Genomic DNA, 26483 nt, shown 5'->3' with positions numbered 1-26483 from the left:
ACCGCATCGGCTACGTCCGGCGCTGGCTACCGGGGCAGGACGGCGTCGCCCCGGCACCATGAGGCCCTGCGGGAGCTGGACGTCATCCCGGTCGACTATCGTGACGGCGACGTGTCCTCCCGGGTCCGCGAGTTGGCGCCCGCCGGGGTGGACGCGGTCTTCGACCACGTCGGCGGACGGAGCGTCATCGACTCCTGGCACCTGCTCGCCCCCGGCGGCACCCTGGTCGCCTACGGCAGCGCCTCCACCCGCGACGACACCGGCTCCAAGCAGTGGCCGGTCATGAAGATCCTCGCCCGCGCCTGGCTCTGGAACACCCTGCCCAACGGGCGCCACGCCCACTTCTACAACATCTGGGCGGGCCGGGCACTGAACAAGAATCGCTTCCGCGCCTGCCTGCGCGCTGACCTCACCGAGGTCTTCGCCGCCGTCCGCCGCGGCGACGTCACCGCCCGCATCGCCGCCCAGCTCCCGCTCGCCAAGGCCGCCGCGGCCCTGCGCCTGGCGGAGTCGGGCACCGTCAGCGGCAAGGTTGTTCTGACCCCCTGACGCGCACCGTCCCAGGCTCGCTACGCCGACGACACAGTCACGGGCGGCGATGGAGCCGGTGCCCCAGAGATCGAGACCGGGACCGACTCATACCGCCTTGCCAGCACCCGGGCACGGGCCGAGGAGCCTGCTAAGACCGGCTGACTCCAGCGGGCTCGGCACCGCTGGGCGCGTGTCGCTGTCGCCGCTGAACGCTCGCTTCCGGCCTGGTGGCCGACGCGGCCGCAGCGGCCGTGGCCAGTGGATCGCGGGCTGCGCGGCCAAGGAGGTCGGTGAGGTGGGGTGCGGTACCGTCCAGCAAGCCGTGCCGGATGCCCGTGGCGATCGAGGCGAGCATCGGCGGCTGGAACGGCAGTAGCCCCGGCGTCTCCTCAAGGAGCCTGCGCCGGTACTCACCCAGGCTGATGGCGCGATGCGCGACACCGAGTTCGTCGGCCACCTGCCCCGCCGTGATCGGCGCGCCGACGAGGTCATAGACGCGCCCGCTATGAGGTGCGGGATCCGACGCCACCACCGCCGCGACCTCGGCCAGATCTCCTCGCGAGACCGCGGCCAGGGCACCATCACCGAATGCGGACTCCACACCGTTACCGGCCCACATCAGCAGGCCGCCGAAGAGTTCGGCATACAGGCCGTTGCGCAGGATTGTCCACGGCAACCCGCTCGCCCGCACAAGGCGTTCGGTCGCACGGTGCGCGAGTGCGAAACCGAGGTGATCGCACGAAGCCACACTGACGACCACCCAGCGCTATCTGCACCCGGACATCCACAAGATCACGGCCGCCGGCGCGGCACTATCCGCACACTTCGGCGCGCTGCGCGCGCCACGCTCCCTGCCGAACCCGATCGTCATGACCCGCTGACCCCGGTCAAGCACGCCGGTCCCCAACTGGTACCCAAGAATGATCCAGGGCCGGTTTCGGATTTCTTCGAAACCGGCCCTGATCTGCGACTGTCTCCAGTCGGGACGACAGGATTTGAACCTGCGACCCCTTGACCCCCAGTCAAGTGCGCTACCAAGCTGCGCCACGTCCCGGTGCGTTCGTGTGTGGTTCGTCCGAACGCGCAGGTGAACCCTACCTTACGCGGGCGGGTGCGGCCGACTTGTAGCTATCCCTCCGCGCCCGTGTAGAAGGCGGTCGTACGGCCGGCGGCCGCCCGTGCGTGGGCCGGCTCCTCGCCGCTCGCGACGTTGGCCTCGTACCACCCCTCGCTGCTCTCGGCGATGAACCGGCGGCCGTCCTCGGAGCCCATCCAGGTCATGGCCTCTCCGGAGTCGACCTGAGAGCCGCTCGACAGGTGGAGGGTCAGGCCGATGAGCATCATGTCCCAGCCGACCCCGACCGCGCCGGGCCCGTACTCGCCCCATTTGGCGTCGTCGATGTGGAAGATGTGGTCCAGCTCGAAGCGCGTGCCGCCGCCCTCCCGCGCGCTCAAGCGCAGCTCGATCCAGCTCGTCTCGTCGCCGTACTCCCAGGTGGCGGCGAAGCTCTCGGGCGGTTCGCAGCGCTCGATCGTGCCGCCGGCGTTGCCCTGGAGCTGGTAGTGGCCGCCCGGGCGGAGTTCACCCTTGACGGGGAGGAACCAGCGCGGGATGCGCTCGGGGTTGGTGCACGCGTCCCAGACGTCCTCGACCGGGGCGTCGTAGTCCTGGCTCACGGTGACCACACGGGCCTCGGCCGCCTTGAAGGCACGGCGGCCGACCAGGCGGTGTACGGCGTCGATCTGCTGGGTCACGTCGATCATGGGTGCTCCTCGGGGGTGGTCGTCACCGCGCGGCCGGCGTTCGGGCGTCCCGTCGGCCGACTCGGTGGCCGGTGCGTCAGCGGGTGCGGCGGGACGCCTCGGCGGTCTCCTGTTCATTGTCGACGTGCTGGGCGTAGACGAGGAAGTCGTCGACCATGCGGTGGAAGAGTGTCGCGAGCCGGCGCAGGTCCTCGGGGGACCAGTCGGCCAGGGCCACCTCCATACCGCGGGCTCCGGCCTCCCGGACGCGGGCGATGGCGTCCCTGCCGAGGTCGGTGAGCTGGATGCGCTGGGCGCGGCGGTCGTCGGGGTCGGGGATCCGGGTCACATGGCCCGACCGCTCCAGCTGCTGCACCGTACGGGTGACGTGGGAGGCCTCCACGCCCAGCCGGTTGGCCAGCTCCCCCGGCCGCTGGGGCTCGCAGTCGGCGATCTGCCGCAGCAGGGCGACCGCCGCCCGGTCCAGCGGCACACCCGCCAGACTCATCAGCCTCTCGTGCTGCCGGGCCCGTGTACCCAGGTAGGTGATGCGCATCAGGGCGCGCTCGATCTCGGCCACTTCGGGCGAGACGGGTCCGGTGGGCAACGATGGAGTGACCATACGGGCAACTTTACCATATCATTGCCTTACTCAAGCAAATTGCTGCGCGCCGACCGGGCACCGTGCCCGTGTCCCCGGGACGTCCCCGCCGTCCCAGGGACACGGGGACGGCATCGCGGGGGTGCGGCACGGAAACGCTGGGCGGCATGTGATCACGACCACGTGACCACAGGAACGACAGCCCGGAGGTTTCCATGATCCGACGGACCCTCACCAGCGGTGTGCTGGCCACGGTCGCGGCGCTCGCGCTCGTACCGACGGCGGCCGACGCCGCCCCGGCCGGTCCCGGCTCGCGCCCGGCCGTGTCGGCGGCCGCCTCGCACCTGCTCCCCTCGCTGCTGCCCGAGCCGGCCCAGCCGGCGGGTCACGTCAACCGGTGGGCGACGCACCACCGTTCGATCCACTCCCTCGGGCGTGTGGTCACACACCACCGGGCGCTGAACGTCCGCTCCGGCCCCGGCACCCGGTACCGGGTGGTCGGCGCCCGGCACGCACACCGCCTGGTGGCACTGAAGTGCCGCACGCACGGGACCTGGGTGGGCGGCACTCGGCAGTGGTACCGCCTCGCGCACGCACGGGGTTACGTCTCCGCGCGCTACGTGCGGGTCCGGAACACCCTGCCCTGGTGCTGACACACCGTCAGGCACGGTCGAGGTGACCGGCCGGGCCCGTCCGGGAGCGGCACGCTCGCGGACGGGCCGTCGGCTCGAGGTGTGTCGATGACCTCACCCCGGGAAACCATCCCGACAACCGGGGCGAAACGCCCAAAGCGGGAACGGAGTCGGGAGCAGCAGCATGCGGCAACCCCAAGGAACGGCAGCGTCACCCGGGCAGTTGACGACAGCCCTGCGCGAGCTGCGGGACCGTACGGGTCTGAGCCTGGCGGCCCTGGCCGCGCGCACTCCGTACAGCAAGTCCGCCTGGCACCGCTATCTGACCGGGGCCAAGCACCCGCCCCGCTCGGCCGTGGAGGCGCTGGCACGGCTCTCGGGCGCCGATCCCGACCCGGCACTGGCCCTGTGGGACGCCGTCGGCGCGCCCCCTTCCGCGGCCGCCGGGACCGGCCCCGATCCGGAGTCCGGCCCAGGGCGCGCATCCGGGCCCGAGTCCCCGCACCGGTCCGGGTCCAGGCCCCGGTTTCAGTCCGGGTCCCGGCCGGCGTGGGTGGGGCGGCTGCCGCTGCTGACGGTTCTGGTCCTGCCCGCCGCGGTCACCGCGATGGCCGCCCCGCTCCTCATGTCCTCCCCCGGCAGGCCGGCGGGCGCCCGGGTGGTGGTGGCGGCGCCACGCTGTCACGGCGCCTCCTGCCAGGGGGAGTTGCCCGACGCCTCGGCCTGCGCCGGGGACGCGCGGACCCAGAGCGCCGTGTCCGGCACGTCGTACACCGTGCGGTTGCGGTACTCGCCCTCCTGCCGCACCGTCTGGTCCCAGGTGCGGGTACGGGGCGCGGTCGCCCGGGAGATCTCCGTACGAATGGGAGGGAACGTCCTGTCGGCCACCTATGCCGCGGGCGACACCAGCGGCGACACGAGCCCCATGCTCGGTGTCTCCTCGCCACGGGGTGTGGAGGCCTGCGCCGAGGTCGAGGGGAAGCTGGCCTGCACCGGCCTGGGCCCCGACGCGCCTGTGCACCCGTGACGGCCTCCCCGCCCCACGCGAGGCCGGGGCGTCAGCTCGCGGCCAGGAGGTCCTGGTGGGAGCCGCTCGGCGCGGGGCGCTTCGGAGTGCGCAGGGCCGCGATGCCGATGAAGACCATGGAGGAGACGCCGGCCAGGGCGAAGGCGGTGAAGCCCCAGGAGCCGTGGTCGGCGGCCAGCAACTGCCCGCCGAGCCAGGGACCGAAGACGGCGCCGAAGCGGCCCATGCCGGAGGTCCAGCCGACGGCGGTGGCGCGGTTGCCGGGGCTGGAGCGGAGGGAGACCGTGGCGTAGATCATGGTCTGCGCGCTGTTGAGGAACACGCCGGTGAGGAAGACCACCGTGAACGTCAGCGCCAGCGGCATGTGGACGCTGAGCAGGAAGACCCCGGCGGCGGTCAGCGCGAACCAGATCGCGGAGATGCGCGGGGCGCCGAAGCGGTCGGAGGCGCGGCCGGCGACGAGCATGCCCACGATGCCGCCCAGGTTGAACAGGACGACGAAGGTGAGCGCGGAGCCCAGGTTGTAGCCCTCGCCGCGCATCAGGGTGGGCAGCCAGGTGGCGACACCGTAGACGAGGAGCAGACCGCCGAAGGAGGCCAGCCAGTACAGCAGGGTCTGGGTCCACTCCCCGCCGCGGAAGAGCCCGGCCAGGGCTGCCCAGCGGTCGGCGCCCTCCTTGCGGGCGGGCGCCGCGGGCAGCTCCACCTCGTAGCGGGCGGCCAGTTCGCGGGCCTCGTCGGCGCGGCCCTTGGCGACCAGGAAGCTCAGCGACTCCGGCATGGCCTTGGCGAGCACCGGCACGAACAGCAGCGGGACCACGCAGACCCAGAACGCGGCACGCCAGCCGACGGGCTCGACGAGCCACTTGGCCACGTACGCGGAGAGGATGCCGCCGGCGTGGTGGGCGGTCATCAGGGCGCCGACGGTGAGGGCGCCGCGGCCGCCCCGGGCGTAGTCGGTGACCATGCTGATCGCGGTCGGCAGCAGACCGCCGAGGCCGACGCCCGCGATGGTCCGGCCCAGGCCGAACACCGTGACACTGCCGGCGACCGCGCACAGGCCGGAGGCCAGGGAGAAGAGCGCGACACAGCAGACCATGAGCTTCTTGCGGCCGATCCGGTCGGCGACCGTGCCCGCGGTCAGCGCGCCGACGAGCATGCCGAAGGTGGCGTAGCTGCCGAGGTCGCCGGCCCGGCCGGGGGTGATCCCGAGGGCCTTCTGCTCCAGCATGTGCGGCAGCACCGAGCCGTAGATGAACATGTCGAGGCCGTCGAAGAGCACGGCCAGCCAGCACAGGCCGACGACCAGCGCGGCCAGTCTGCTGCCGCGCCCGGACAGGGCGGTGGAGGAGGACATCGTTGTTACCTCTCGTACGTGGGTGCGCTAGACGCTAAGGAGCCCGGGAAAAGTAGTCAACGTTTTTGTCAACAATCTCAGCGACAATCTGGCCGCGGCTGCGCGGTCGGGTCCCCGGGCGCGGCGCCGGAACCGAGCGCGGGGCCGCGCACCACCGTGTGCGGCCCCGCGCTCGTCCCCTCCGCGGCCTCAGCCGACCGTCGGGGTCCCATGGGTGTGGAAGGACTCGATGGTCCGCAGGCCCCAGGCCTGGCCCTTGGCCCGCTCGGCCTCGGTCCAGGTGATCAGCGGCCAGTCCGGCGCCAGCACCAGCCGGGTGAGCGGGTTGCACAACTCGACGCGGTTGCCGCCCGGTTCGTAGACATAGAGGAAGAACGTCTGCTGGATGGCGTGCTTGTGCGGGCCGGTCTCGATGAACACGCCGCTGTCGATGGCGAGATCGGCGGCGCGCAGGATGTCCTCGCGGGTGTCGGTGGCGAAGGCGATGTGGTGCAGCCGGCCGCTCGAACCCGTCCAGTCCTCGGTGTAGACGACGTCGTAGGACTTGTCGGTGAAGGTGAGCCAGCGGGCCGCGATCCTGCCGGAGTCCAGGCGTATCTGCTCGGTGGGCCTGGCGCCCAGCACCTGTTCCTGGAACTCGGCGTTGGCGAGCACGTCGGCCGCGAGGAAGTTGACGTGGTCCAGGCGGCGCACGCCCACGCCCCGGTTGGGTTTGGCCTGGGGCTGGTTCTTCAGGGCGGGCCTCAGCTCCTCGGGGGCCCGATGGTGCTCGCTCTCCCAGTACAGCGCGTGCTCGTGCCCGTCCGGGTCGGCGGTGACGTACAGCCTGCCCAGTCCCGGCTCGTCCTCGACCCAGTGGCCGGGGCGGCCCGCCTCCTCTGTGGCCTTCACCCGGCGCTCCAGGGCCTCGTCGCTCGACGTCCGCAGGGCGAGCCGGCCCAGGCCCGGCCGGTCGCGGGCGGTGAGTACCAGGCTGTGGTGCTCGTAGTCGTCGAAGGTGCGCAGGTAGACGGTGTCGCCGTGCTGCTCGTTGACGGTGAGGCCGAGGTAGTCGGTGAAGAAGGCGACGCTGGCGTCCAGGTCCGGGGTGAACAGCTGGGCGTGGCCGATATGGGCGATGTCACGAAGGGGCGGAGCCATCGTTGCCTCCAGAGGGTCGGGCGGGGGTGGTGGCGGCCGGGCGGGGGAAGACCGTGCCGTCGAAGATCTTGCGCGCGGTGCGCACCACGGCGGTGCGGCGGGCGACGGGAGGGGCGTCACCGGCGCCGGGTACGACGTCGGTGTCGATCTCCAGGAATCCGGTGGGGTGTTCGATGCGCGTACGGTGGCCCGCCGCGGGTGGGCGTGCGATGCCCTCGGCCGCGCTGCCGGGGAGGGCGAGCCCCGCCGCCACGCTCGCGGCGCCGAGGACACCGATGGAGGTGTGGCAGCGCACCGGGATGAAGGTACGGGTGGTGACGGCGCCACCGTTCCGGGGCGGCGCCAGCAGGCTCAGTTTGGGCACGGTGGCGGAGCCGACGTCGCCGAGACCCATCAGCGGGCCGGCCGCCAGCCGGATCTCCCGCAGCCGGCCCGCCAGTTCGCGGTTCTCCTCCAGCTCCCCCGGTTCCTCGTAGCCGGTGACCTCCAGCGCGGTGGCCGGGATCAGCACGGTCGGCATGCCGTTGTCCACGCACGTCACCTCCGTACCGGCGATCGTGTCCCGGACCTGTCCGGTGGGCAGCAACGGGCGGTCGGCGGCCTGGAACTCGATCAGTACCGGGGCCGCGGTGCCGGGCACCCCGGAGATGGCGGCGCCGCCGGTGTAGTCGACGCGTCCGCCTGGAGTGGGGAAGGTGGCGACCGCCGACTCCCCGGTGTTGCGCATCCGGATCCGTACCGCGGTCTCGCCGTCCCCCGGGGGCACGAGCCCGCGTTCGACGGCGAACGGCCCGACTCCGGCCAGGATGTTGCCGCAGTTCTGACGGTCGGTCACCTCGGCCCGGTCCACGGCGACCTGGAGGAACAGGTAGTCCACGTCCGTCTCCGGACCGGCGGAGGCGGAGACCACGGCGACCTTGCTGGTGAGCGGGTGGCCGCCGCCGAGGCCGTCGATCTGGCGCGGGTCGGGGCTGCCCATGATCCGCAGCAGCAGGTCGTCGCGGGCGGCGGGGTCGGCGGGCAGGTCCTCGGCCAGGAAGTACGCGCCCTTGGAGGTGCCGCCGCGCAGGAGCGCGCAGCGGACCCCGTCGGCAGCGGTCACTTCCCGGCTCCGTCCCGCACGTGGTCGTCGTACGTCTGCCAGGTCACGCCGAGCTTCGCGAGGGTGTCGCGCAACCCATAGCGGTCCAGGCCGAGTTGGCCGTCCTGGAAGGCGGCCCGGGAGGCGGCCTCCTTGGCCTCCCGCGCCTCGGAGGCCGCGACGGCCCGCCGGGCCTGCTCGCGCGGTACGGCCACCACGCCGTCGTCGTCGGCGAGGATCACGTCGCCGGGCCGGATCACCTGGCCGCCGATCGCCACGGGAACGTTGACCGAGCCGCCGGTCGCCTTCACCGTGCCCTGCGCGGACACGGCGGCGGCCCAGGCGGGGAAGCCCATCCCGCGCAGCTCGGCGACGTCCCTGACCCCCGCGTCGATGACCAGGCCGCGCACCCCGCGCCGCTTCAGCGCGGTGGCGAACAGCTCGCCGAACATGCCGTCGGTGGACGGCGAGGTGGTGGTGACGACGAGGATGTCGCCCTCGCCGCACTGCTCGACGGCGGCGTGGATCATGAGGTTGTCGCCGGGCCAGGACAGCACGGTCACGGCGGTTCCCGCGACCCGTACGCCCTCCTGGACCGGGCGCAGGCGCCCCGGCAGCAGACCGGTGCGGCCCATGGCCTCGTGGACCGTGGCCACGCCGTACCCGGCGAGCGCCCGTACGTCCTCGGCGTCGGCCTTCGGCGGGTCGGTGACGATCACGCCGCTCATGCCAGCTCCTTCGTGACCTGCGGGTAGGGACGCATATAGGCCTCGGCCATGGTCTTGTGCGGCAGGCCCAGGTTGGGTCCGGCGTTGCGCTTGAGCTGGACGCCGCGGCGGACGGCCAGGTCGGTGTAGTAGTCCCACAGGTGCCGCTGGGCGCCCAGGCACTCCATCGCCTTGCGCTTGGTCTCCCACACCTCGGTGATGTCAAGCAGCACTTCGGGCCGGAAGCCGCTCATCTCGGGCTGGTGCGGCTCGAAGTAGAAGACGGGCGGGGCGCCGATGATCTCGCCGGGACCGGGATAGCCGATGGCCTGGGCGAGTACGCGGGCCTCCAGCGCCATCCGGTTGGCGGCCGGGTGGTCGCCGTTGTACGGGTCCTCCACCGGGTGGGTGAGGACCACGTCGGGCTGGGTCTCGCGGCAGACGGCGACGAGCCGGTCGGTCAGCTCGGCGGTGGGCACGAGGGGATAGTCGCCGGCGTCGAAGAAGCGGACCTCGGCGCCGAGGGTGGCGGCGGCCTGCTCGGCCTCCGCGCGCCGTATCTCCTTGATCTCCTCCAGGTTCCGGCCCTCGCGCCAGGCCCTGGCCGACTCGCCGCGCTCGCCGAAGGTCAGGCACGCGATGGTGACCTTCTCACCGCGTGCGGCGGCCAGGGCGATCGCTCCGCCCGCCCGCCACACGAAGTCCCCGGCGTGCGCGGTGACGACGAGTGTCGACCGTGGGGATGGGGGTCCCCCTTGCTCGAACGAAGTCGAGGGCTCGGGGGTCTGCGCACCCGCGTGCGTCATTGCTCATATCTCCTTGGTGGACAGGTGCGCCCACCACCCCGCGGCGGTCGTGCGGCGTATCAGTCGCGCAACGCGTCGATCACGCTGGTGAGGTGGGCGCGGACGGCCGCCTCGGCCGCCTGCGGATCCCTGGCCCCGATCGCCTCGATCATGGCCAGGTGCTCGCTCAGGGACTGCTGCGGACGCCCTGGTCGCAGCGCCAACTGGAAGCGGTGCCGCACCAGTTGGGCGTTGAGTCGTTCCAGCAGTTCCAGGGCCGTGCGCTGGCCGGAGAACTCCCGGATCCGGGCGTGCAGTTCGTGGTTGAGGTCGGAGTAGGTGACCGGCTCGCCCTCCTTCACGGCCTTCTCCATCGCCGTGCCGAGGTCCACGAGTTCGGACAACTGCTCGTCGCTCGCCGCGACGGCCGCCTTGGCCGCGCACAGCCCTTCGAGGACCATGCGGCACTCGGTGATCGCGACCGCTTCCTCCACTGTCACCACCCGCACCCGCGAACCCCGGTTGCGGATCCGCTCGACCAGGCCCTGGGCCTCCAGATCGATCAGCGCCGCGCGGATGCTGGCCCGTGTCACACCGAACTGCTCGGCGAGTTCGTTCTCCACCAGCCGCTGGGCCGGTGCCATCTCGCCGTGCAGGATCGCCTGCCGCAGCCGCGTGAGCGCATGCTGCTTGGCCTGCTCCCCGCTGCTCGGACCGGCTTGGTTCGGCATTGCGCCCTCCCTGAGTGAGTGCCTGTCGAACCTAAATCTAGCGAGACAAGATTGTCAACAATTTTGTTGGTCATATCGCCGCGCGGGAACCGGCCCTCGGGTGCCGGCCGCACGTGCCGGGCCGCGCCGCCGCCGGAAGCGACGAAGTGTCCCCGGACCAGGGCCGATCCCCTACACCCTGTCGGCCTTCCGGCGCCGTCCGCCCCGGCTAGGGTCGCGGCATGACGCACAGTTTCGTTCTGCATGTCCCCGACGCCGACCTCGTGCCCGAGCCGCTCGAACCGGAGCAGATCGTCTCCGGGACGCCCGAGGTGACCGGCAAGGTGGTCTGGGAGTCGGCGGACGGCCGGCAGGTCCGCGGGATCTGGCAGATCACGCCCGGGGTCGTCACCGACACCGAGGCGGACGAGCTGTTCGTGGTGATCAGCGGCTCGGCGACCATCGAGGTCGAGGGCGGTCCGACCCTGCGCGTCGGCCCGGGCGACCTGGCGGTGCTGCGCGAGGGCGACCGCACGACGTGGACGGTGCACGAGACGCTGCGGAAGGCCTACGCGATCAACCTGTGAGGCCCGCCGGGGAGTTCAGCCGGCCGTCGGGTGCGGCGGCATGTTGTGCGGGGTCACCACCTGGATCGCCGACGGAAGCGTCGGTCCGGCGGGCGGCAGGGCGCCGTGGGCCCGCATCACCAGATGGCAGGCCTCCCGCAGGTCCTGACGCAGATCGTGGTGGAGCACGGCGGACAGGCGGTGCTCACGCAGCAGGCGGGTGTTGTCCTGGTCGAGGTCGTGGGCGATGAACACCGCGCACTCGCGGCCGAGGTCGGCGAAGGCCCGCAGGGTGGCGATGTTGCCGCCGCCGATCGAGTAGACGGCGCGGATCTCCGGGTCGCGCTCCAGGGCGGCCCGCACGAGGTCGTACTGCGTGGCGTCCAGGCCCTGCCCCTCGGCGATCTCCACCAGGGCCCGCCGGGGGTGACGGGCGCGCATGGCGCCGCGGAAGCCCATCTCGCGTTCCTCCTCGTTGCGGAAGAAGCCGCTGCTGAGGCTGGTGAGCACATTGCCGGGCCGGTCGCCGAGCCACTGGCCCATCAGGTACGCGGCCGTCGCGCCCGCCGCCCGGTTGTCGCTGCCGACGTAGCCGAGCCGGGCGCTGGTGGGCAGGTCGGTGACGAGGGTGACGACCGGGATGCCTGCCGCCACCAGCCGGCCGACCGCCTCGGTGACCTCGGGGACGTCCGGGGCCTTGAGGATCACGCCCTGCGAGCCGCGTCGTGCGATCCGGTCGAGGACGGCGACCTGCTCCCGTACCGGGCCGGTCTCGCGGAAGTGGAAGCGGGAGCGCACCACGGCCGGGTGCAGGGACGGCAGTTCGGCCTCCAGGGCGGCCCGTACGGCGGTGCTGAACCGCTCGGGCGCCTGCATCACGATGTCGACCATGAAGGTGCGGCCGACAAGGCGGACCTGGGTGCGCTGCCGGTCGAGGTCGGCGATGGCCCGGCGCACCTCCCCCGCGGTGCTCTCCCGCACGCCGCCGCGGCCATTGAGCACCCGGTCGACAGTGGCCTCGCTCAGCCCGGCCTGACGTGCTATCTCGCGGATCGGGAAGGGGTGGCCCATGCGCTGGCTCCTCGGGAAGGCCCTTGAGGGGTTTTTGATGGCTTGCCGCTGGTTGTTCGAGGTGTTTGTAATGACAAGAATGACAGGGCGCGACGGCCCTCGTGACCGAGTCGGACGGCCCTCGTGACCGAGTCGCCCGACGACCGAAAGGACGACGATGTCCTCCGTCTCCGTACACCGCCGTGCCTGGCTGTCCGAGCAGGACTGCGACCTCGGCTCCTTCCGCGCGCTCGTCGAGCGCGCGACCGACCTCGCCGGCTACCCGCACGCCTCGGCGGTGGACCGGGGCGTCCTCGTCTACGACGCCGTGCGGCTGCGCGGGGCCGGGGACCGCCCCGCCCTGCGGGCCGAACTGGTCCGCGCCCTGGACGAGGGCCCCGGCATCGTGGTGTTCCGGGGCGCCTTCCCCGACACCGCCGTGGTCGACCGGGCCACCGACGTCTTCCGCGCTCTGATCGCCGAGCAGCGCGCCTCGGGCGCGGGCGGCGGGGACCACTTCGCCAAGCCGGGCGCGAACGACCGGGTGTGGAACGCCCTGGAGAAGGCGGCGCTGCACGACCCGGAGACGTTCGCCGACTACTACGCCAACGACGTCCTGGCGCTGGTCGGCGAGGCCTGGCTGGGCCCCGGCTACCAGGTCACCTCGCAGATCAACGTGGTCAACCCGGGCGGCGCGGCTCAGACCGTGCACCGCGACTACCACCTGGGCTTCCTGGCCAACGAGGTCGCCGCCGCCTACCCGGCGCACGTCCACCGGCTCTCCCCCGTGCTGACCCTCCAGGGCGCGGTCGCGCACTGCGACATGCCCGTGGAGTCCGGTCCGACGATGTACCTGCCGTACTCGCAGCGGTACGAGCCGGGCTACCTCTCCTGGCGACTGCCCGCGTTCCAGGCGTACTTCGAGGACCACCACGTGCAACTGCCGCTGGCCAAGGGGGACGCCGTCTTCTTCAACCCGGCGCTCTTCCACGCCGCCGGCACGAACCGGTCGACGGACATCCGGCGCATGGCCAACCTGCTCCAGGTCTCCTCCGCGTTCGGGCGCGCGATGGAGACCGTCGACCGCGAGGCCGTCGCGGGCGCCGTCTTCCCCGTGCTGCTCAAGCGCAAGGCGGAGGGCGCCGACGCCACGTGGCTGGACCGTGTCGTCGCCGCGAGCGCCGAGGGCTACCCGTTCCCCACCAACCTCGACAGCGATCCGCCGGTCGACGGTCTGGCTCCGCCCTCGCAGGCGGACCTCGTACGGCGGGCGGTGCGCGAGGAGTGGACACCGGACGCGCTGCGTGCGCAGCTGCGGGCAGCCGCCGAGCGGCGCGAGAGCTGAGGACGGTCATGGGACTTCTCGACGGATCCGCGGACGGCCTGCTCCATGGCAAGGTCGTCCTCGTCAACGGCGGCACCCAGGGCGTGGGGGCCGCGATCGCGCGGGCCGCCGTCCGCGAGGGCGCCGTCGTCGCCGTGACCGGGCGGCGGACCGAGCCGGGCGAGGCCCTGGTGGCAGAGCTGAGAGCCGCCGGGGGCACCGCGACGTTCGTCCGGGCCGACCTGGCCGACGCCGGACAGGCCAAGGGGTCGGTGGCACGGGTGGTCTCCGCGTACGGGCGGATCGACTGCCTGGTGAACTCCGCGGGGCTGACCTCGCGCGGCACGCTCCTCGACACCACGCCCGAGCTGTTCGACGCGCACATCGCGGTCAACCTCAAGGGGCCGTTCTTCGCGATGCAGGCGGCGGTGGCCGACATGGTGGCGCGCGGGGCGCCCGGCACGGTCGTCAACATCATCACGTCCTCGGCGCACGGCGGGCAGCCGTTCCTGGCCCCGTACGTCGCCGCCAAGGCCGGCCTGGCCGGGCTCACCCGCAACGCCGCGCACGCCCACCGCCACGACCGGGTACGGATCAACGGCCTGAACATCGGCTGGACCGCGACCGAGGGCGAGGACGCCACCCAGCGCGCCTTCCACGGCGCCGGCGACGACTGGCGCGAGCGGGCCGCGGAGCGGCTGCCGATGGGCAGGCTCGGTCAGCCCGACGAGATCGCCGACTTCGTGGTCCTGCTGCTGTCCGAGCGGTCCGGGGTGGTCACCGGTTCGGTGATCGACTGGGACCAGAACGTGCTCGGCGGACTGGACTGAGCTGAACTGGACTGGACCGGACTGAACCGGCGTACTGCCGCACCACCACGCACAACCCACGCACCCAAGGAGCACCAGCCCCCATGCGCATCGGAATCCTCGGCCTCGGCCGGATCGGCGCCTTCCACGCCGAGACCCTCTCCGGACTCGACGCCGTCGAGTCGCTCGTCGTCGCCGACCCGTTCACGGACGCCGCGAAGGCCGCCGCCGAGCGGTTCGGGGCCGAGGTGGCCGACTCGCCCGAGGCGCTGCTGGCCGCCGGGGTGGACGGTGTCGTCGTGGCCGCGGCGACCGACGCCCACCCGGCGCTGATCCTCGCCGCCGTCGGCGCCGGGGTCCCCGTCTTCTGCGAGAAGCCGGTGGCCCGCACCATGGCGGAGGGCGTCGAGGTCCTCAAGGCCGTCCAGGACGGCGGCGTGCCTGTGCAGATCGGCTACAACCGCCGCTTCGACGCCGGTTTCGCCGCGGCTCGCGCCGCCGTGCGGAGCGGCGAGCTCGGCACGCTGCACACCGTACGCTCGACCACGCTCGACCCGGCGCCGCCGCCGGCCGCGTACATCGCCTCCTCCGGCGGGATCTTCCGGGACTGCTCGGTGCACGACTTCGACATCATCCGCTGGGTGACCGGGCGGGAGGTGACCGAGGTGTACGCCGTCGGCGGCAACCGGGGCGCCGACTTCATCAGGGAGGCGGGCGACGCCGACACCACCGGTGCCGTGCTCACGCTGGACGACGGAACGATCGCGGTGGTCTCCAACAGCCGCCACAACGCCCGCGGTTACGACGTCCGCATGGAGCTGCACGGCTTCGAGGACTCGATCGCCGTCGGCCTGGACGACAAGCTGCCGGTGCGCTCCGTCGAACCCGGGGTGACCTTCCCCGCCGGCACCCCGCACGACTTCTTCATGGACCGTTTCACCGCCGCCTACCGCGCCGAACTCACCGCGTTCACCGAGGTCGTGGCCGGCCGGCTGCCCTCCCCGTGCACGGTCGCGGACGCCCTGGAGGCCGGCTGGATCGCCGAGGCGTGCACCCTGTCCCTCCACGAACACCGTCCGGTACGCGTCGAGGAGGTACGAACCGTCTGACCCGCCGGGCCGCGACGCGGCCTTCAGGGCTACGGGCCCGTGGTCGTCAGGGCCGCGCGTTCCCGGGCCGCGCGTACGGCCGCCGCAAGGGTGGTGATGTCGTAGGCGCCGTGGTGGCGGCGGCCGTTGACGAAGAAGGTCGGGGTGCCGGAGACGGCGCTGAGGTCGGCCGACTCCACGTCGTCGGCCACCCGTTGCGCGCCCGCCCGCGCCCGCAGGTCCCGGCGGAAGCGGTCCACGTCGAGGCCGACCTGTCCGGCGTAGCCCTGGAGGTCCTTGGGGCTCAGGTCGCCCTGGTGGCTGATCAGGACGTCGTGCATCCGCCAGAAGCGGCCCTGGCGGGCGGCGGCCTCCGCGGCCTCGGCGGCGAGCTGCGCGTTCGGGTGGACGTCGGTCAGCGGCAGGTGCCGCCAGACGTAGCGCACGTCGTCGCCGAATTCGGTGAGCAGCTCCCGCACGACCGGCTCGGCGAGTCCGCAGTACGGGCACTCGTAGTCGCCGTACTCGACCAGCGTCACCGGGGCGTCGAGCGGTCCGCGGACGTGGTCGCGCTCGGGGTCGACGGGCTCGCCGAGGTCGACGATGACCCGGCCGCGGCCCAGGAGCGCGCGGGCCCGGCTGCGCGGGGGCAGCAGGGACAGGGCCCCGGTGACCAGCCAGGTGACGGCGAAGGAGCACACGACGGTCGCCAGAACGCCGATCTTCGCCTCCTCAAGGCGGGGCCCGCGGAAGGCGAGGGTGGCGATCAGCAGGGACACGGTGAAGCCCACCCCGGCCAGACCGCCGCCCGCGGCGATCGCGCCCCAGCCGATCGGCGGGCGCAGCCGGCCGCGGCTGAGCCGTACGGCGAGCCAGGTGGAGCCGGCGACGCCGATCGGCTTTCCGAGGACGTAGCCGAGCAGGATGCCGAGGGTGACGGGCGAGGTGAAGGCGTCCGCGAGCCGGGCCGCGCCGAGCGGGAGACCGGCGTTGGCCAGCGCGAACAGAGGCACGATCAAATAGCTGGTCCAGGGGTGGAGCATGCGCTGGAGCCGCTCGTTGGGCGACAGCGCGGTGGCCAGGCCCCGGCGCAGGGTGCGTTCCAGCTCGGGTGTGGGCTGCTCGCGGAAGCGGCGGAAGAGCCGGCTGGCGCGTTCCAGGGCGTGCCGCTGGGCGGGGTGGGCGTAGGTGAGCAGGCCCATGACCAGCCCGCTGACCACCGGATCGACGCCGGAACGCAGCAGCGCGCCCCACAGGACCAGGGCGACCAGCGCGTACACGGCGGAGATCCGTACGCCGGCCAGGCGCAGCGCGATCAGCACGGCGAGGACGCCGAAGGCGGTGAGCAGGGCGGGCACGTAGAGGGTGCCGCTGTAGGCGAAGGCGATGACGGCGAGTGCGAGGAAGTCGTCGGCGACCGTGACGCCGAGCAGGAAGACGCGCAGGCCGCCGGGCAGCCGGGAGCCGAAGACGGCGAGGATGCCGAGCGCGAACGCCGTGTCCGTGGACATGGCCGCGCCCCATCCCCGCGCGGTGACGTGGCCCGCGTTGACGGCCAGGTAGATCGCCACGGGTACGGCCATGCCGCTGATCCCGGCGATCGCCGAGAGGGCGAGCCGTCTGCGCTCTCTCAGCTCCCCGATGTCGAACTCCCGGCGGGCTTCGAGGCCGACGACGAAGAAGAACAGCGCCATCAGCCCGCTGTTGATCCACTCCCGCAGTCCCAGGGAGACTCCGGTCGAGCCGATCATGAGCGAGACGTGGGTGCGCCAGAACGACTCGTACGTGCCGGGCGAGGCGTTGGCCCACACCAGCGCCGCGACGGCGGCGGCGAGCAGCACCGCGGCGCTGCCGGTCTCGGTGTGCAGGAAGGTGCGCAGCGGGCCGTGCGCGCCGGCGCCGCAGGCGGTCTGCCCGCTCATGGGCGGAGGCGCCGTCGGTGTGGTCGGGTCCCGGGACACGTCGTCAGTCCGTGGAGCGGCCGGTCACCGGACGGCCGCCCGGGCCGGCAGGTCGAAGACGTGCCCCGGGGTGACGATCTTCGTGATCGCCCGGCCGAGCAGGGTGCTGGGCTCGGTCCCGTGCTCGTCGATGTCGCTGTTCAGCAGGACGACGAGGGTCGTGCGCGCCGGGGTGAGGTGGACGGCGAGGGACTCGTAGCCCGGCAGGGAGCCGTTGTGGCCGATCCAGCCGCGCACGTCGAAGATGCCGAGGCCGTATCCGGCGCTGGGGACCGAGGTCGGGTGTGTGGTGAGCCTCTGCTTCTGGGAGGCGGGGCTGATGAGCCTGGTGCCGTCGGGCAGGACGCCCGTGGCGACGGTGCGCGCCCAGACGCGCAGGTCGTCGAGGTTGGAGATCATCGCCCCGGCCGCCCAGGCCCAGGAGGGGTTCCAGTGGGCCGCGTCCCGCACCTCGCCGTTCGGGGTCCGGTTCGTGTAGCCCTGCGCGTGCGGGCGCGGGAACTGCGCCCCGGCCGGGAAGAAGGTCTGGTCGAGTCCGGCCGGGCGCAGTACGTGGGTGGCGATGTAGTCCGCGAGGGGCCGGCCGCCGGCCTTCTCCACGACCAGGCCGAGGAGGATGACGTTGGTGTTGCTGTAGTCGAACCTCCGGCCCGGCGGGAAGAGCGGGAGGTGCTTGAAGGCGTAGGCGAGCAGTTGGTGCGGGGTGACGGCCCGGTGCGGGTCGGAGGTCAGCGCCTTGCGGAAGTCCGCGTCCGCCGTGTAGTCGAACAGTCCGCTGCGCATCCCGGCGAGCTGCCGCAGGGTGATCCCGTTCCCGTTGGGCACGCCGGCGACGTACTTGCCGACGGGGTCGTCCAAGCGCACCTTGTGCCGGTCCACGAGGTGCAGCAGCGCCGTCACGGTGAAGGTCTTGGTCTCGCTGCCGATCCGCATGTACAGGTCGGGCGACATGTTCCGCTCGGTGCTCCTGTCGGCGACGCCGAAGGACTTGACGTACTCGCCCTCGTCCGGTGTCCACAGTCCCACGGTCACCCCGGGCACGCCCGCCTGCCGCATGACGCGTAGCACGGCCTGGTCGAGTTGCCGGACGACGTCGGTGCTCAGTCTGCGCACCCCGGTCGGTGACATGCCCGCGGGCGCGATGGCGGTGACGGCGCCGGGGCGGGCGGCGGGTCCGGCGGAGGCGGTCCCGCCGGCGAGGGGCACCACGAGGACTCCGACGGCGGTCGCGGTGACGACAGTCCGTCGCAGTCGTGGACACGCGTGGGTCATGCGCCGACTCCAAGCGCCTGGGAACGGGCCCGCGGCCGTCCCGGACGAGCGGGGGACGAGGGACACCGCCCTCACTTCCACGGCGACCCACGCCGCCCCTCAGCTTAAAAGCGCCGACGCGCCCCCGCCTGTCGACGCCGGGACACGGCACCGCCCTACGGGGACGCGGCGGGACACCGCCCTGCGGGCGCCCGGGCGCGACAACGCCTGCCGGCAACACGACGCGACACCACCCGGTGGGCGACCGGACACGGCACCGCGCATCAGCGGCACGGCACGGTGACGATCTGCGGACGACAGGCGAGACACCGCCCTGCGGGACGCCGTGGGACACCGCCCTTCGGAGGACCGACGCGACAGCGCCTGCCAGCGAGGCGGCGCGACACCGCCCTGCGGGCGTCCGGACGCGACAACGCCTGCCGGCAACACGACGCGACACCACCCGGTGGGCGACCGGACACGGCACCGCGCATCAGCGGCACGGCACGGTGACGATCTGCGGACGACAGGCGAGACACCGCCCTGCGGGACGCCGTGGGACACCGCCCTTCGGAGGACCGACGCGACAGCGCCTGCCAGCGAGGCGGCGCGACACCGCCCTGCGGGCGTCCGGACGCGACAACGCCTGCCGGCAACACGACGCGACACCACCCGGTGGGCGACCGGACACGGCACCGCGCATCAGCGGCACGGCACGGTGACGATCTGCGGACGACAGGCGAGACACCGCCCTGCGGGACGCCGTGGGACACCGCCCTTCGGAGGACCGACGCGACAGCGCCTGCCAGCGAGGCGGCGCGACACCGCCCTGCGGGCGTCCGGTCGCCGCGGGACACCGCCCTTCGGACGACCGGGCGCAACAGCGCCTGCCGACGACACGACGGGCCACCACCCTGCGGGCGACCGGACACGACACCGCACGTCGGCGGCACGGCGCGGTGGCGGTCTGCGAGTGACGGGCGAGGCACCGCCCAGCGGAACGCCGCGGGACACCACCCTGCGGGCGACCGGACACGGCACCGCGCGTCGGCGGCACGGCACGGTGACGGTCTGCGAGTGACGGGGCGAGGCACCGACCGGTGGCGGTGGGCTACGCGCCGCGCCAGACGTTGGCGAAGGCCGCGTCCTCGATGGCTCGGCGCTGGCGGACGGCCTCCAGTTCCATCACCGCGTCGTGGACGGCGGCGAGGACGGTGAGGACGGCGTCGTCGGTGATGCCCGGCTCCGCCGCGGTCATCTCGTCGCGGATGCCGACGGCCGCCGCGAGTGTGAGCAGCACCGGCTCGTCGGCCGCCCAGCGGTAGGCCGCGCGCTGCCGTGCCCCGGTGTCGCTGAGGACCGTGCGGCCGCCCCGGAAGGGCAGCCAGCGGCTGCGTTCCCAGGTGACCTGGCCCTCTTGTTCCAGGGCGGTCAGATAGACCCTGGCCAGGCCGCGCCCGCGCCGCCAGAGCCAGTCCTCCAGGGTCTCGTACGGCACCTGGCGCACCAGCGACGTGGCGGCCTCGGCCAGCAGCGGGTCGCCGACCTGCGGCAGGAGCCGCGGCACGATCCGGTCGCCGTCCAGCTCCAGCAGCTCGGCCCGCAGCAGGTCGTACGCCTCGGCGCCGGCCAGCGCCAGGGAGAGGTCCCCGCGCTCGGGCGGCCGGCTGGGTTCCACGTCCAGGGCGACGATCATCAGGTCACGCGCTGTGCTCATTACGCTCCCCGTCGAGGAGGTGCCCGCCACTGCGCCACCGGCACGCAGAACGCGACGTTCCGTGCTTCCCGTACGCCCCGACTCTAGCGCGGCGCGCGGGGCGTACGGCGGGTGTCATCCGTACAGGGACGGACGTTCGGGCAGCTCCACCTCCACCCGGCCGCCCTCGGTCAGGGAGCGGACGCCCGCCGCGCAGACCGCGGCCGCGGCGAGGCCGTCCCAGACGCTGGGGCCGGTCGGCGTGCCGTCGCGGACGGAGTCGACCCAGGTCTGCACCTCGCGGTCGTAGGCGTCCTCGAAGCGTTCGAGGTAGTCCTGGGCGATGGTGCCGCCCCAGCGGCCGTCCGCCTGGGTGACCATGGCGTGGCCGTCGCCGACGTGCGCCGTGCCGCGCTCGCAGACGGCCTCGGCACGCACCTGGTAGCCGAAGCCGCAGTTGACGAAGACCTCCACGTCGGCGATGGCGCCGCCGTCCGTTTCGAGGACGACGAACTGCGGGTCCTGGAGGCCGGCGGGGGCGTCGCCGGACGGGGCGGGACGCAGGACGGTCACCGCGGTGATCTCCTGGCCGAGCAGCCAGCGGGTCGCGTCCACCTCGTGCGCGAGCGAGTCGCTGATGAGCAGGTCGCTGGTCCAGCCGGGCGGGGAGGTCACGTTGCGGTGGCGCTGGTGCAGCAGCAGTGGGCGGCCCAGCCGGCCGGTCCGCAGGAGCTGTTCGAGCCGGAGGTACTCGGCGTCGTAGCGCCGCATGAAGCCCACCTGGACGCGCCGCCGGCCGAGCCGCCGCTCGGCGTCGAGTACGCGCAGGGCGGAGGCCGGGTCGGGGGTGAGGGGCTTCTCGCACAGGACGGGCAGGTCGTGGGCGAGGGCGGCGAGCAGGGCCGCCTCGTGGGCCGGGCCCGGAGAGGCCACGAGCACCGCGTCGACGTCGGCGGCGGCCAGCGCGGCGGCCGGGTCGGTGTACGCGGCGCAGCCGCCGGCGCGGGCGGCGACGGCCTCGGCGCGTTCCGCGTCGGCGTCCACGACGGCGCTCACCCGGGCGCCGCTGACGACCTCCCGGATCCGGCGCACATGGTCGGCGCCCATGCGGCCCACGCCGATGACGGCGACGTTCAGCGTCGATGACCGGGCCATCGTCGTACCTCTCCTCGGCGTCCGGAGGTCGTCCTCTCCAGGGGGCCTGGTGCCTTTCCCCGGCGGGGTCAGGCGCCGCAGGACCGCAGGAACCGGCGTGTGCGCACCGCGATGGGCAGCGGCGTGTCCGGCTCGCACGGGTACATGTCCTGCTCGACGATCGCGAAGAGGTCCACGCCGAGTCCCTGCGCGGCCGTCAGGACCGGTTCCAGCGCCGGTACTCCGGCCGGCGGCTCGCACATCACGCCCCGCTGGACCGCCGGCCCGAACGGCACCTCGTGCGCCACCACCTCGGCGAGGATCTCCGGGTCGACCTGCTTGAGGTGCAGGTAGCCGATGCGCTCGCCGTAGGTCTCGATCAGCTTGACGCTGTCGCCGCCGCAGTAGGCGTAGTGCCCGGTGTCCAGGCAGAGGTTGACGAGACCGGAGTCGGTGGAGTCGAGGAAGCGCTCGACGTGGGCCTCGGTGTCGATGTGGGTGTCGGCGTGCGGGTGGACGACGATGTCGAGGCCGTACGTCTCCCTGACCTGGCGGCCGAGCCGTTCCATGCCCCGGGTCAGGTGCGTCCACTGCTCGCCGGTCAGCTCCGGCGGCTCCAGGATCTCGGCGGTCTTGTCGTCGCGCCAGAAGGAGGGGATGACGACGAGGTGGCGTGCGCCGGTGGCCCAGGTGAGTTCGGCGACCTGGCTGACGTGTTCCCAGGTGGACTCCCACACCGACGGGCCGCGGTGCAGGCCGGTGAAGACGGTGCCCGCCGAGACCTTCAGGTCACGCCTGGCCACCTCGTCGTTGAGCCGGGCCGGGTCGGTCGGCAGATAGCCGTAGGGGCCGAGTTCGATCCAGGAGTAGCCGGCCTCGGCGACCTCGTCGAGGAAGCGTTCCCAGGGCACCTGCGCGGGGTCGTCGGGGAACCAGACACCCCAGGAGTCGGGGGCGGAGCCGACCCGGATGCGGTCCAGCACGGGGGCCATGTCATCAGTTCCCTTCGATGGGTTCCGGTGCGGAGGCGGTGGGCGCGGCGAGGACCTCCGCCTCCGGGAGCTCCTCGGTGTCGACACCGCGGACCTGCGACAGCTCGTGCTTGAGGGCGGCGAGTTCGGTGCCGCCCGCCATGTGGTGGGTCAGCTCGTCCAGGCCGACCTCGCTGCGGCCGGCGCTGAGTTCGAGGGTGCCCAGGCGCAGCACGCTGAAGTGGTCGCCGACCATGTAGGCGTGGTGGGGGTTGTGGGTGATGAAGATGACGCCGAGGCCGCGGTCGCGGGCGGCGGCGATGTACTTCAGCACGACACCGGACTGCTTGACGCCGAGGGCGGCGGTGGGCTCGTCCAGGATGAGGACGCGGGCGCCGAAGTGGACGGCGCGGGCGATGGCGACGCACTGGCGCTGGCCTCCGGAGAGGGTTCCGATGGGCTGTTCCAGGTCGTCCAGGACGATGCCCATGTTGCGCAGTTCCTCGTCCGCGGTCCGCTTCATCCGGGCGATGTCGAGGCGGCGTACGGGCCAGGGCCCCTTGGTCAGCTCGGAGCCCAGGAAGAAGTTCCGCCACACGGGCATGAGCGGGACGGTGGCCAGGTCCTGGTAGACGGTGGCGATGCCCCGGGCGAGGGCGTCGCGCGGGCTGGAGAAGCGCACCGGCGCTCCGTCGACGAGGAACTCGCCCTCGGTGTGCTGGTGCAGCCCGGAGATGATCTTGATGAGGGTGGACTTGCCGGCGCCGTTGTCCCCGAGCACGCAGGTGACGCGCCCGGGGTGGACGGCGAGGTCGACGCCGTGCAGGGCGCGGATGTTGCCGTAGGACTTGCCTGCGCCGCGCAGTTCGACGACGGGCCCGTCGTGCGCGGGCGGGGTGTCGGGGAGGACGGCTCCGTGGGCCGCCGCCTTGTCGCTGGTCATGTCGGTCACCTCCGGGTCGCCGTACGCCGGACCCACAGATTGATGAGGACGGCGCCGAGCAGCATCACGCCGAGGAAGGCCTTGAACCAGTCGGGGTTCCAGCCCGCGTAGACGATGCCCTGGTTCACCATGCCGAACATGAAGGCGCCGAAGACGGGGCCGACGGCGGAGCCGTAGCCGCCGGTGAGCAGGCAGCCGCCGATCACGGCGGCGGCGATGTAGATGAGCTCCTGGCCGACGCCCTCGCCGGACTGCACGGTGTTGAACGAGAACAGCTGGTGCATGCCCGCGAACCAGGCGCCGAAGCCGACCAGCATGAACAGGGTGATCTTGGTGAAGGTGACGGGCACGCCGACCGCGCGGGCACTGTCCTTGTTGCCGCCGACCGCGAAGATCCAGTTGCCGTACTTGGTGCGCAGCAGGACCCAGGTGGCCAGTGCGGCGAAGACCAGCCACCACACCACGGTGATCTTCACCTGGACGCCGCCGACGTCGAAGGACGAGGCGAAGACGGCCTTGGCCTGCTCGAAGCCGTCCATGTTGCTGATGTCGTCGGTGGCCACGTTGCCGGTGACCAGTTTGGTGACGGCGAGGTTGACTCCCTGGAGGATCAGGAAGGTGCCGAGGGTGACCAGGAAGCTCGGCAGGCCGGTCTTGACCAGCAGCCAGCCGTTGAAGGCGCCGACGCCCAGGGACACCGCCAGGGCGACGATCACTCCCGCCCACACGTTCATGGTGAGCTGGTAGCTGAGCATGCTCGCGGTGAGCGCCGAGGTGATCACGGCGACACCGGAGGAGAGGTCGAACTCCCCGCCGATCATCAGCAGGGCCACCGGCAGGGCCATGATGCCGATGGTCGACGACTGGTACAGGACCGTCGCCATGGAGCCACCCTGGCGGACCGAGGGCGCGGCGACGAGGAAGAACACGAGCACGGCGACGGCGCCGAGGAAGACCCCGACCTCCGGGCGGGCCAGCAGCCGCAGCGCCAGCGGGCGCCGTACGGTGCGGCCGTCGGTCTGCCGGGAGCCGGGAGCCGGCGGTGCGCTCACCGCCGGCGCGGCCTGAGGGGTCATGTCACTCACCGGGTGCCCTTCGCGGCGAACCCCGCGATCTGCTCCACGTTGGACTTGTCGACGAAGGCCGGTCCGGTCAGCACCGGCTGCTCACCACCGCCGCTGTAGTTGCCGTTGTTCTTGTACAGCCACAGGCCGTCCACGGCCAGATAGCCCTGGAGGTAGGGCTGCTGGTCGACGGCGAACTCGATGTCGCCCTTCTTGACGGAGCCGGCCAGCTCCTTGTTGAGGTCGAAGGTGGCGACCTTGGCCCTGCTGCCCGCGTCGCCCACCGACTGCACCGCCGTCATCGCGATCGGGGCGCCGAGGGTGACGACGTGGTCGACGGCGCCGCTCTGCTTGAGCTTGGCGGTGATGGTGGACTTCACCGACGGCATGTCCGCGCCGTTGACGTAGAGGTTCTCGATGGAGCCCTGGAAGGTCTTCTTCACGCCGTCGCAGCGCTGGGTCAGGCCGACGTTGCCCTGCTCATGGATCACGCAGACGGCCTTCTTGGCGCCGACCTCGTTCAGCTTCTTGCCGAACGCCTCGCCCGCCACCGACTCGTCCTGGCCGAAGAACTCCAGCAGGTTGAGCTTCTTCCAGTCGTTCAGGCCGGAGTTGAGTCCGACCACGGGTATGCCGGCCTGCTCGGCCTTGGCCAGCACGCCCCGCATCGCGTCCGGCTTGGCGAGGGTGACGGCGATGCCGTCGACCTTCTGGTCGATCGCGTTCTGGACGAGGTTGGCCTGGCTTCCGGCGCTCGGGTCGGCGGAGTAGACGAGCTTGATGTTGTCCTTGGCGGCGGCCGCCTCCGCGCCCTTGCGGACGATGTCCCAGAAGGTGTCACCGGGCGCCTGGTGGGTGACCAGGGCGACCGTCATCCGGGGCGTGTCGGCCTTGCCCGCGCCGCTGCCGCCGTCCCCGCCGTCCTCGGCCTGCTTTCCGCCCGAGCTGCTGGAGCAGCCGGCGAGGGCCAGGGCCGCCACCGCGGTCACGGCCACAAGGGGGGCGACTCCGCGGAAGCGGCGAGAAGAGCGGTCCATCTTTCCTGCACCTCACTGTGGCTGGGGAAAAGCTCGGGTCGAACTCTGGGAACTCTTGGAAACCCGGGGGAAGTCCGGCGTTGGGACCGGATCCAATCCCGTGGCGGGCGCGCTGTCAATACTTTGTCAAGACATCTGTTCTACGACCTAGTCCGAATGTAAGAACAAAGTCTTGACAGTGCGGCCCTCCGGGTCCTACATCTGGGAGGGCGGCAGGCCCGGGCTCCGCGTCCCCCGTCACAGGGGCCCCCGGGATCCGCACCCCAGCCCAGCTCGAGGAGCGTCGCGCATGGCAGAGCCCGTTGAGTCCGCTGAGTCCGCCCAGGCCTTCGACCTGATCACCATGGGACGCATCGGAGTCGATCTCTACCCCCTGCAGTCCGGCGTACCCCTGGCGCGCGTGGAGACCTTCGGCAAGTACCTCGGCGGTTCCGCGGCCAACGTGGCCGTCGCCGCGGCCCGGCTCGGCCGCTCCACCGCGGTGATCACCCGCACCGGCGACGACCCGTTCGGCGCGTATCTGCACGAGGCGCTGACGGGCTTCGGCGTCGACGACCGCTGGGTCACGCCGGTCGCCGCGTACCCGACCCCGGTGACCTTCTGCGAGATCTTCCCGCCGGACGACTTCCCCCTGTACTTCTACCGCCGCCCCAAGGCCCCCGACCTGGAGATCCACACCGGCGAACTGGACCTCCCGGCCATCCGCGCGGCCCGGATCTTCTGGGTCACCGGCACCGGTCTGAGCGAGGAGCCGAGCCGCTCCGCCACGCTCGCCGCCCTGGCCGCGCGCGACAAGGCGGGCACCACCGTCTTCGACCTCGACTGGCGCCCCATGTTCTGGCCGGATCCCGTCCAGGCCCGCCGGTATTACGCCGAGGCACTGCGGCACGCCACGGTGGCGGTCGGCAACGTCGACGAGTGCGAGATCGCCACCGGCGTACGCGAGCCGGAGGCGTGCGCCGAGGCGCTGCTCGCGGCCGGTGTGGAACTGGCCGTCGTCAAGCAGGGCCCCAAGGGTGTCCTCGCGGTGCACCGGGACGGCGGCCGGGCCGAGGTCCCGCCGGTACCCGTCGAGGTCGTCAACGGCCTCGGCGCGGGCGACGCGTTCGGCGGCTCGCTCTGCCACGGACTGCTGTCCGGCTGGGACCTGACGACGACCATGCGGTACGCCAACGCGGCCGGCGCCCTCGTCGCCTCCCGCCTCGCCTGCTCCTCCGCGATGCCCACCCGTGCGGAGGTCGACGACCTCCTCGCGCGAGCCACTGCCTGAACGGA

25 protein-coding genes, 1 tRNA gene and 2 pseudogenes are annotated in these 26483 nt (G+C 72.4%); 9 read left to right on the top strand and 19 right to left on the bottom strand.

All coding sequences use genetic code 11. The features are described from left to right. Nucleotides 1-39 precede the first annotated feature (39 nt). Nucleotides 40-549, top strand: a pseudogene (locus tag CG719_RS36500) (zinc-binding dehydrogenase); the annotation flags it as partial. A 130-nt stretch (nucleotides 550-679) separates the two neighbouring features. On the opposite strand, the gene CG719_RS20360 reads toward CG719_RS36500, so the two are convergent. Further along, nucleotides 680-1291: a hypothetical protein gene (locus CG719_RS20360; protein ID WP_234375667.1), complete on the bottom strand. Its 612-nt coding sequence runs from the start codon at nucleotides 1289-1291 to the stop codon at nucleotides 680-682. Here CG719_RS20360 and CG719_RS37385 point away from each other — a divergent pair. Beyond that, nucleotides 1278-1412: pseudogene (locus tag CG719_RS37385) on the top strand (site-specific integrase); the annotation flags it as partial. The gene CG719_RS20360 and the pseudogene CG719_RS37385 overlap by 14 nt on opposite strands. 99 nt (nucleotides 1413-1511) lie before the next feature. On the opposite strand, the gene CG719_RS20350 reads toward CG719_RS37385, so the two are convergent. The 3 genes from CG719_RS20350 to CG719_RS20340 all read right to left on the bottom strand — a co-directional run bounded on the left by CG719_RS20350 (nucleotide 1512) and on the right by CG719_RS20340 (nucleotide 2896). Further along, nucleotides 1512-1585, bottom strand: a tRNA-Pro gene (locus CG719_RS20350). Nucleotides 1586-1659: 74 nt separating this feature from the next. Further along, nucleotides 1660-2295, bottom strand: coding sequence for an SRPBCC family protein (locus CG719_RS20345; protein WP_100570110.1), 636 nt, complete (start codon nucleotides 2293-2295; stop codon nucleotides 1660-1662). Nucleotides 2296-2371: 76 nt separating this feature from the next. Next, nucleotides 2372-2896, bottom strand: coding sequence for a MarR family winged helix-turn-helix transcriptional regulator (locus tag CG719_RS20340; RefSeq protein WP_100570109.1), 525 nt, complete (start codon nucleotides 2894-2896; stop codon nucleotides 2372-2374). 194 nt (nucleotides 2897-3090) lie between these two features. On the opposite strand from CG719_RS20340, the gene CG719_RS20335 reads away from it, so the two are divergent. Next, complete coding sequence (locus CG719_RS20335; RefSeq protein ID WP_100570108.1) at nucleotides 3091-3528, top strand: SH3 domain-containing protein; 438 nt, start codon at nucleotides 3091-3093, stop codon at nucleotides 3526-3528. 163 nt (nucleotides 3529-3691) lie between these two features. Next, on the top strand, nucleotides 3692-4534 hold the full coding sequence (locus CG719_RS35430; RefSeq protein ID WP_159024905.1) for a helix-turn-helix domain-containing protein: 843 nt from the start codon (nucleotides 3692-3694) through the stop codon (nucleotides 4532-4534). Between the two features lie 31 nt (nucleotides 4535-4565). Here CG719_RS35430 and CG719_RS20320 read toward each other — a convergent pair whose 3' ends face one another. From CG719_RS20320 to CG719_RS20295, 6 genes are all read right to left on the bottom strand, one after another. Further along, the gene (locus tag CG719_RS20320; protein ID WP_100570106.1) at nucleotides 4566-5891 is read right to left on the bottom strand and encodes an MFS transporter; all 1326 of its coding nucleotides are present in this window, start codon (nucleotides 5889-5891) and stop codon (nucleotides 4566-4568) included. Between the two features lie 189 nt (nucleotides 5892-6080). After that, nucleotides 6081-7031 carry a VOC family protein gene (locus CG719_RS20315; RefSeq protein ID WP_100570105.1) on the bottom strand — a complete coding sequence of 317 codons (951 nt, stop codon included), beginning with the start codon at nucleotides 7029-7031 and terminating at the stop codon, nucleotides 6081-6083. Beyond that, entirely contained in the window at nucleotides 7012-8133 is a 1122-nt protein-coding gene (locus CG719_RS20310) for a 4-oxalomesaconate tautomerase (RefSeq protein ID WP_100570104.1), read from the bottom strand. Before CG719_RS20310 ends, CG719_RS20315 begins: the two co-directional genes overlap by 20 nt. Next, nucleotides 8130-8840 carry a 4-carboxy-4-hydroxy-2-oxoadipate aldolase/oxaloacetate decarboxylase gene (locus CG719_RS20305; protein WP_100570103.1) on the bottom strand — a complete coding sequence of 237 codons (711 nt, stop codon included), beginning with the start codon at nucleotides 8838-8840 and terminating at the stop codon, nucleotides 8130-8132. The genes CG719_RS20310 and CG719_RS20305 overlap by 4 nt, the downstream gene beginning before the upstream one ends. After that, a complete protein-coding gene (locus CG719_RS20300) occupies nucleotides 8837-9625 on the bottom strand; it encodes a PIG-L deacetylase family protein (protein ID WP_100570102.1) in 789 nt (262 codons plus the stop codon). The genes CG719_RS20305 and CG719_RS20300 overlap by 4 nt, the downstream gene beginning before the upstream one ends. A gap of 59 nt (nucleotides 9626-9684) precedes the next feature. Next, nucleotides 9685-10335, bottom strand: coding sequence for a GntR family transcriptional regulator (locus tag CG719_RS20295; protein ID WP_100570101.1), 651 nt, complete (start codon nucleotides 10333-10335; stop codon nucleotides 9685-9687). 221 nt (nucleotides 10336-10556) lie between these two features. Between CG719_RS20295 and CG719_RS20290 the strand changes: the two genes are divergently transcribed. Beyond that, nucleotides 10557-10901 (top strand): cupin domain-containing protein, encoded by a 345-nt coding sequence (locus CG719_RS20290; protein ID WP_100570100.1) that lies wholly within the window; start codon nucleotides 10557-10559, stop codon nucleotides 10899-10901. 15 nt (nucleotides 10902-10916) lie between these two features. Here the strand turns inward: CG719_RS20290 and CG719_RS20285 are convergent, their stop codons facing one another. Further along, a complete protein-coding gene (locus tag CG719_RS20285; RefSeq protein ID WP_100570099.1) occupies nucleotides 10917-11951 on the bottom strand; it encodes a LacI family DNA-binding transcriptional regulator in 1035 nt (344 codons plus the stop codon). Nucleotides 11952-12108: 157 nt separating this feature from the next. Here CG719_RS20285 and CG719_RS20280 point away from each other — a divergent pair, with 157 nt between their 5' ends. From CG719_RS20280 to CG719_RS20270, 3 genes are all read left to right on the top strand, one after another. Beyond that, nucleotides 12109-13275, top strand: a complete 1167-nt coding sequence (locus CG719_RS20280; RefSeq protein ID WP_100570098.1) for a phytanoyl-CoA dioxygenase family protein — start codon at nucleotides 12109-12111, stop codon at nucleotides 13273-13275. A gap of 8 nt (nucleotides 13276-13283) precedes the next feature. Next, nucleotides 13284-14084 carry an SDR family oxidoreductase gene (locus CG719_RS20275; protein ID WP_100570097.1) on the top strand — a complete coding sequence of 267 codons (801 nt, stop codon included), beginning with the start codon at nucleotides 13284-13286 and terminating at the stop codon, nucleotides 14082-14084. Between the two features lie 83 nt (nucleotides 14085-14167). Next, complete coding sequence (locus CG719_RS20270) at nucleotides 14168-15172, top strand: Gfo/Idh/MocA family protein (protein ID WP_100570096.1); 1005 nt, start codon at nucleotides 14168-14170, stop codon at nucleotides 15170-15172. A gap of 29 nt (nucleotides 15173-15201) precedes the next feature. On the opposite strand, the gene nhaA is transcribed toward CG719_RS20270, so the two are convergent. The 8 genes from nhaA to CG719_RS20230 all read right to left on the bottom strand — a co-directional run bounded on the left by nhaA (nucleotide 15202) and on the right by CG719_RS20230 (nucleotide 25208). Next, nucleotides 15202-17073 (bottom strand): Na+/H+ antiporter NhaA, encoded by a 1872-nt coding sequence (nhaA, locus tag CG719_RS20265; protein WP_100570095.1) that lies wholly within the window; start codon nucleotides 17071-17073, stop codon nucleotides 15202-15204. A 63-nt stretch (nucleotides 17074-17136) separates the two neighbouring features. After that, entirely contained in the window at nucleotides 17137-18384 is a 1248-nt protein-coding gene (locus CG719_RS20260; RefSeq protein WP_100570094.1) for a serine hydrolase domain-containing protein, read from the bottom strand. A gap of 1090 nt (nucleotides 18385-19474) precedes the next feature. Further along, entirely contained in the window at nucleotides 19475-20080 is a 606-nt protein-coding gene (locus CG719_RS20255; RefSeq protein WP_199836696.1) for a GOLPH3/VPS74 family protein, read from the bottom strand. A 114-nt stretch (nucleotides 20081-20194) separates the two neighbouring features. After that, nucleotides 20195-21214: a Gfo/Idh/MocA family protein gene (locus tag CG719_RS20250; protein ID WP_100570092.1), complete on the bottom strand. Its 1020-nt coding sequence runs from the start codon at nucleotides 21212-21214 to the stop codon at nucleotides 20195-20197. 68 nt (nucleotides 21215-21282) lie between these two features. After that, on the bottom strand, nucleotides 21283-22185 hold the full coding sequence (locus CG719_RS20245) for a sugar phosphate isomerase/epimerase family protein (RefSeq protein WP_100570091.1): 903 nt from the start codon (nucleotides 22183-22185) through the stop codon (nucleotides 21283-21285). Nucleotides 22186-22189: 4 nt separating this feature from the next. Continuing rightward, complete coding sequence (locus CG719_RS20240) at nucleotides 22190-23107, bottom strand: ATP-binding cassette domain-containing protein (RefSeq protein ID WP_100570330.1); 918 nt, start codon at nucleotides 23105-23107, stop codon at nucleotides 22190-22192. A gap of 5 nt (nucleotides 23108-23112) precedes the next feature. After that, a complete protein-coding gene (locus tag CG719_RS20235) occupies nucleotides 23113-24183 on the bottom strand; it encodes an ABC transporter permease (protein ID WP_100570329.1) in 1071 nt (356 codons plus the stop codon). A gap of 5 nt (nucleotides 24184-24188) precedes the next feature. Further along, nucleotides 24189-25208: a sugar ABC transporter substrate-binding protein gene (locus CG719_RS20230; RefSeq protein WP_100570090.1), complete on the bottom strand. Its 1020-nt coding sequence runs from the start codon at nucleotides 25206-25208 to the stop codon at nucleotides 24189-24191. Between the two features lie 289 nt (nucleotides 25209-25497). Between CG719_RS20230 and iolC the strand changes: the two genes are divergently transcribed. Further along, nucleotides 25498-26478, top strand: coding sequence for a 5-dehydro-2-deoxygluconokinase (gene iolC / locus CG719_RS20225; RefSeq protein WP_100570089.1), 981 nt, complete (start codon nucleotides 25498-25500; stop codon nucleotides 26476-26478). The last annotated feature ends 5 nt before the right edge of the window (nucleotides 26479-26483 follow it).

Source organism: Streptomyces sp. CB01373, assembly GCF_002803075.1.
Classification (GTDB): domain Bacteria; phylum Actinomycetota; class Actinomycetes; order Streptomycetales; family Streptomycetaceae; genus Streptomyces.
This window is presented reverse-complemented; position numbering and strand designations above follow the sequence as displayed.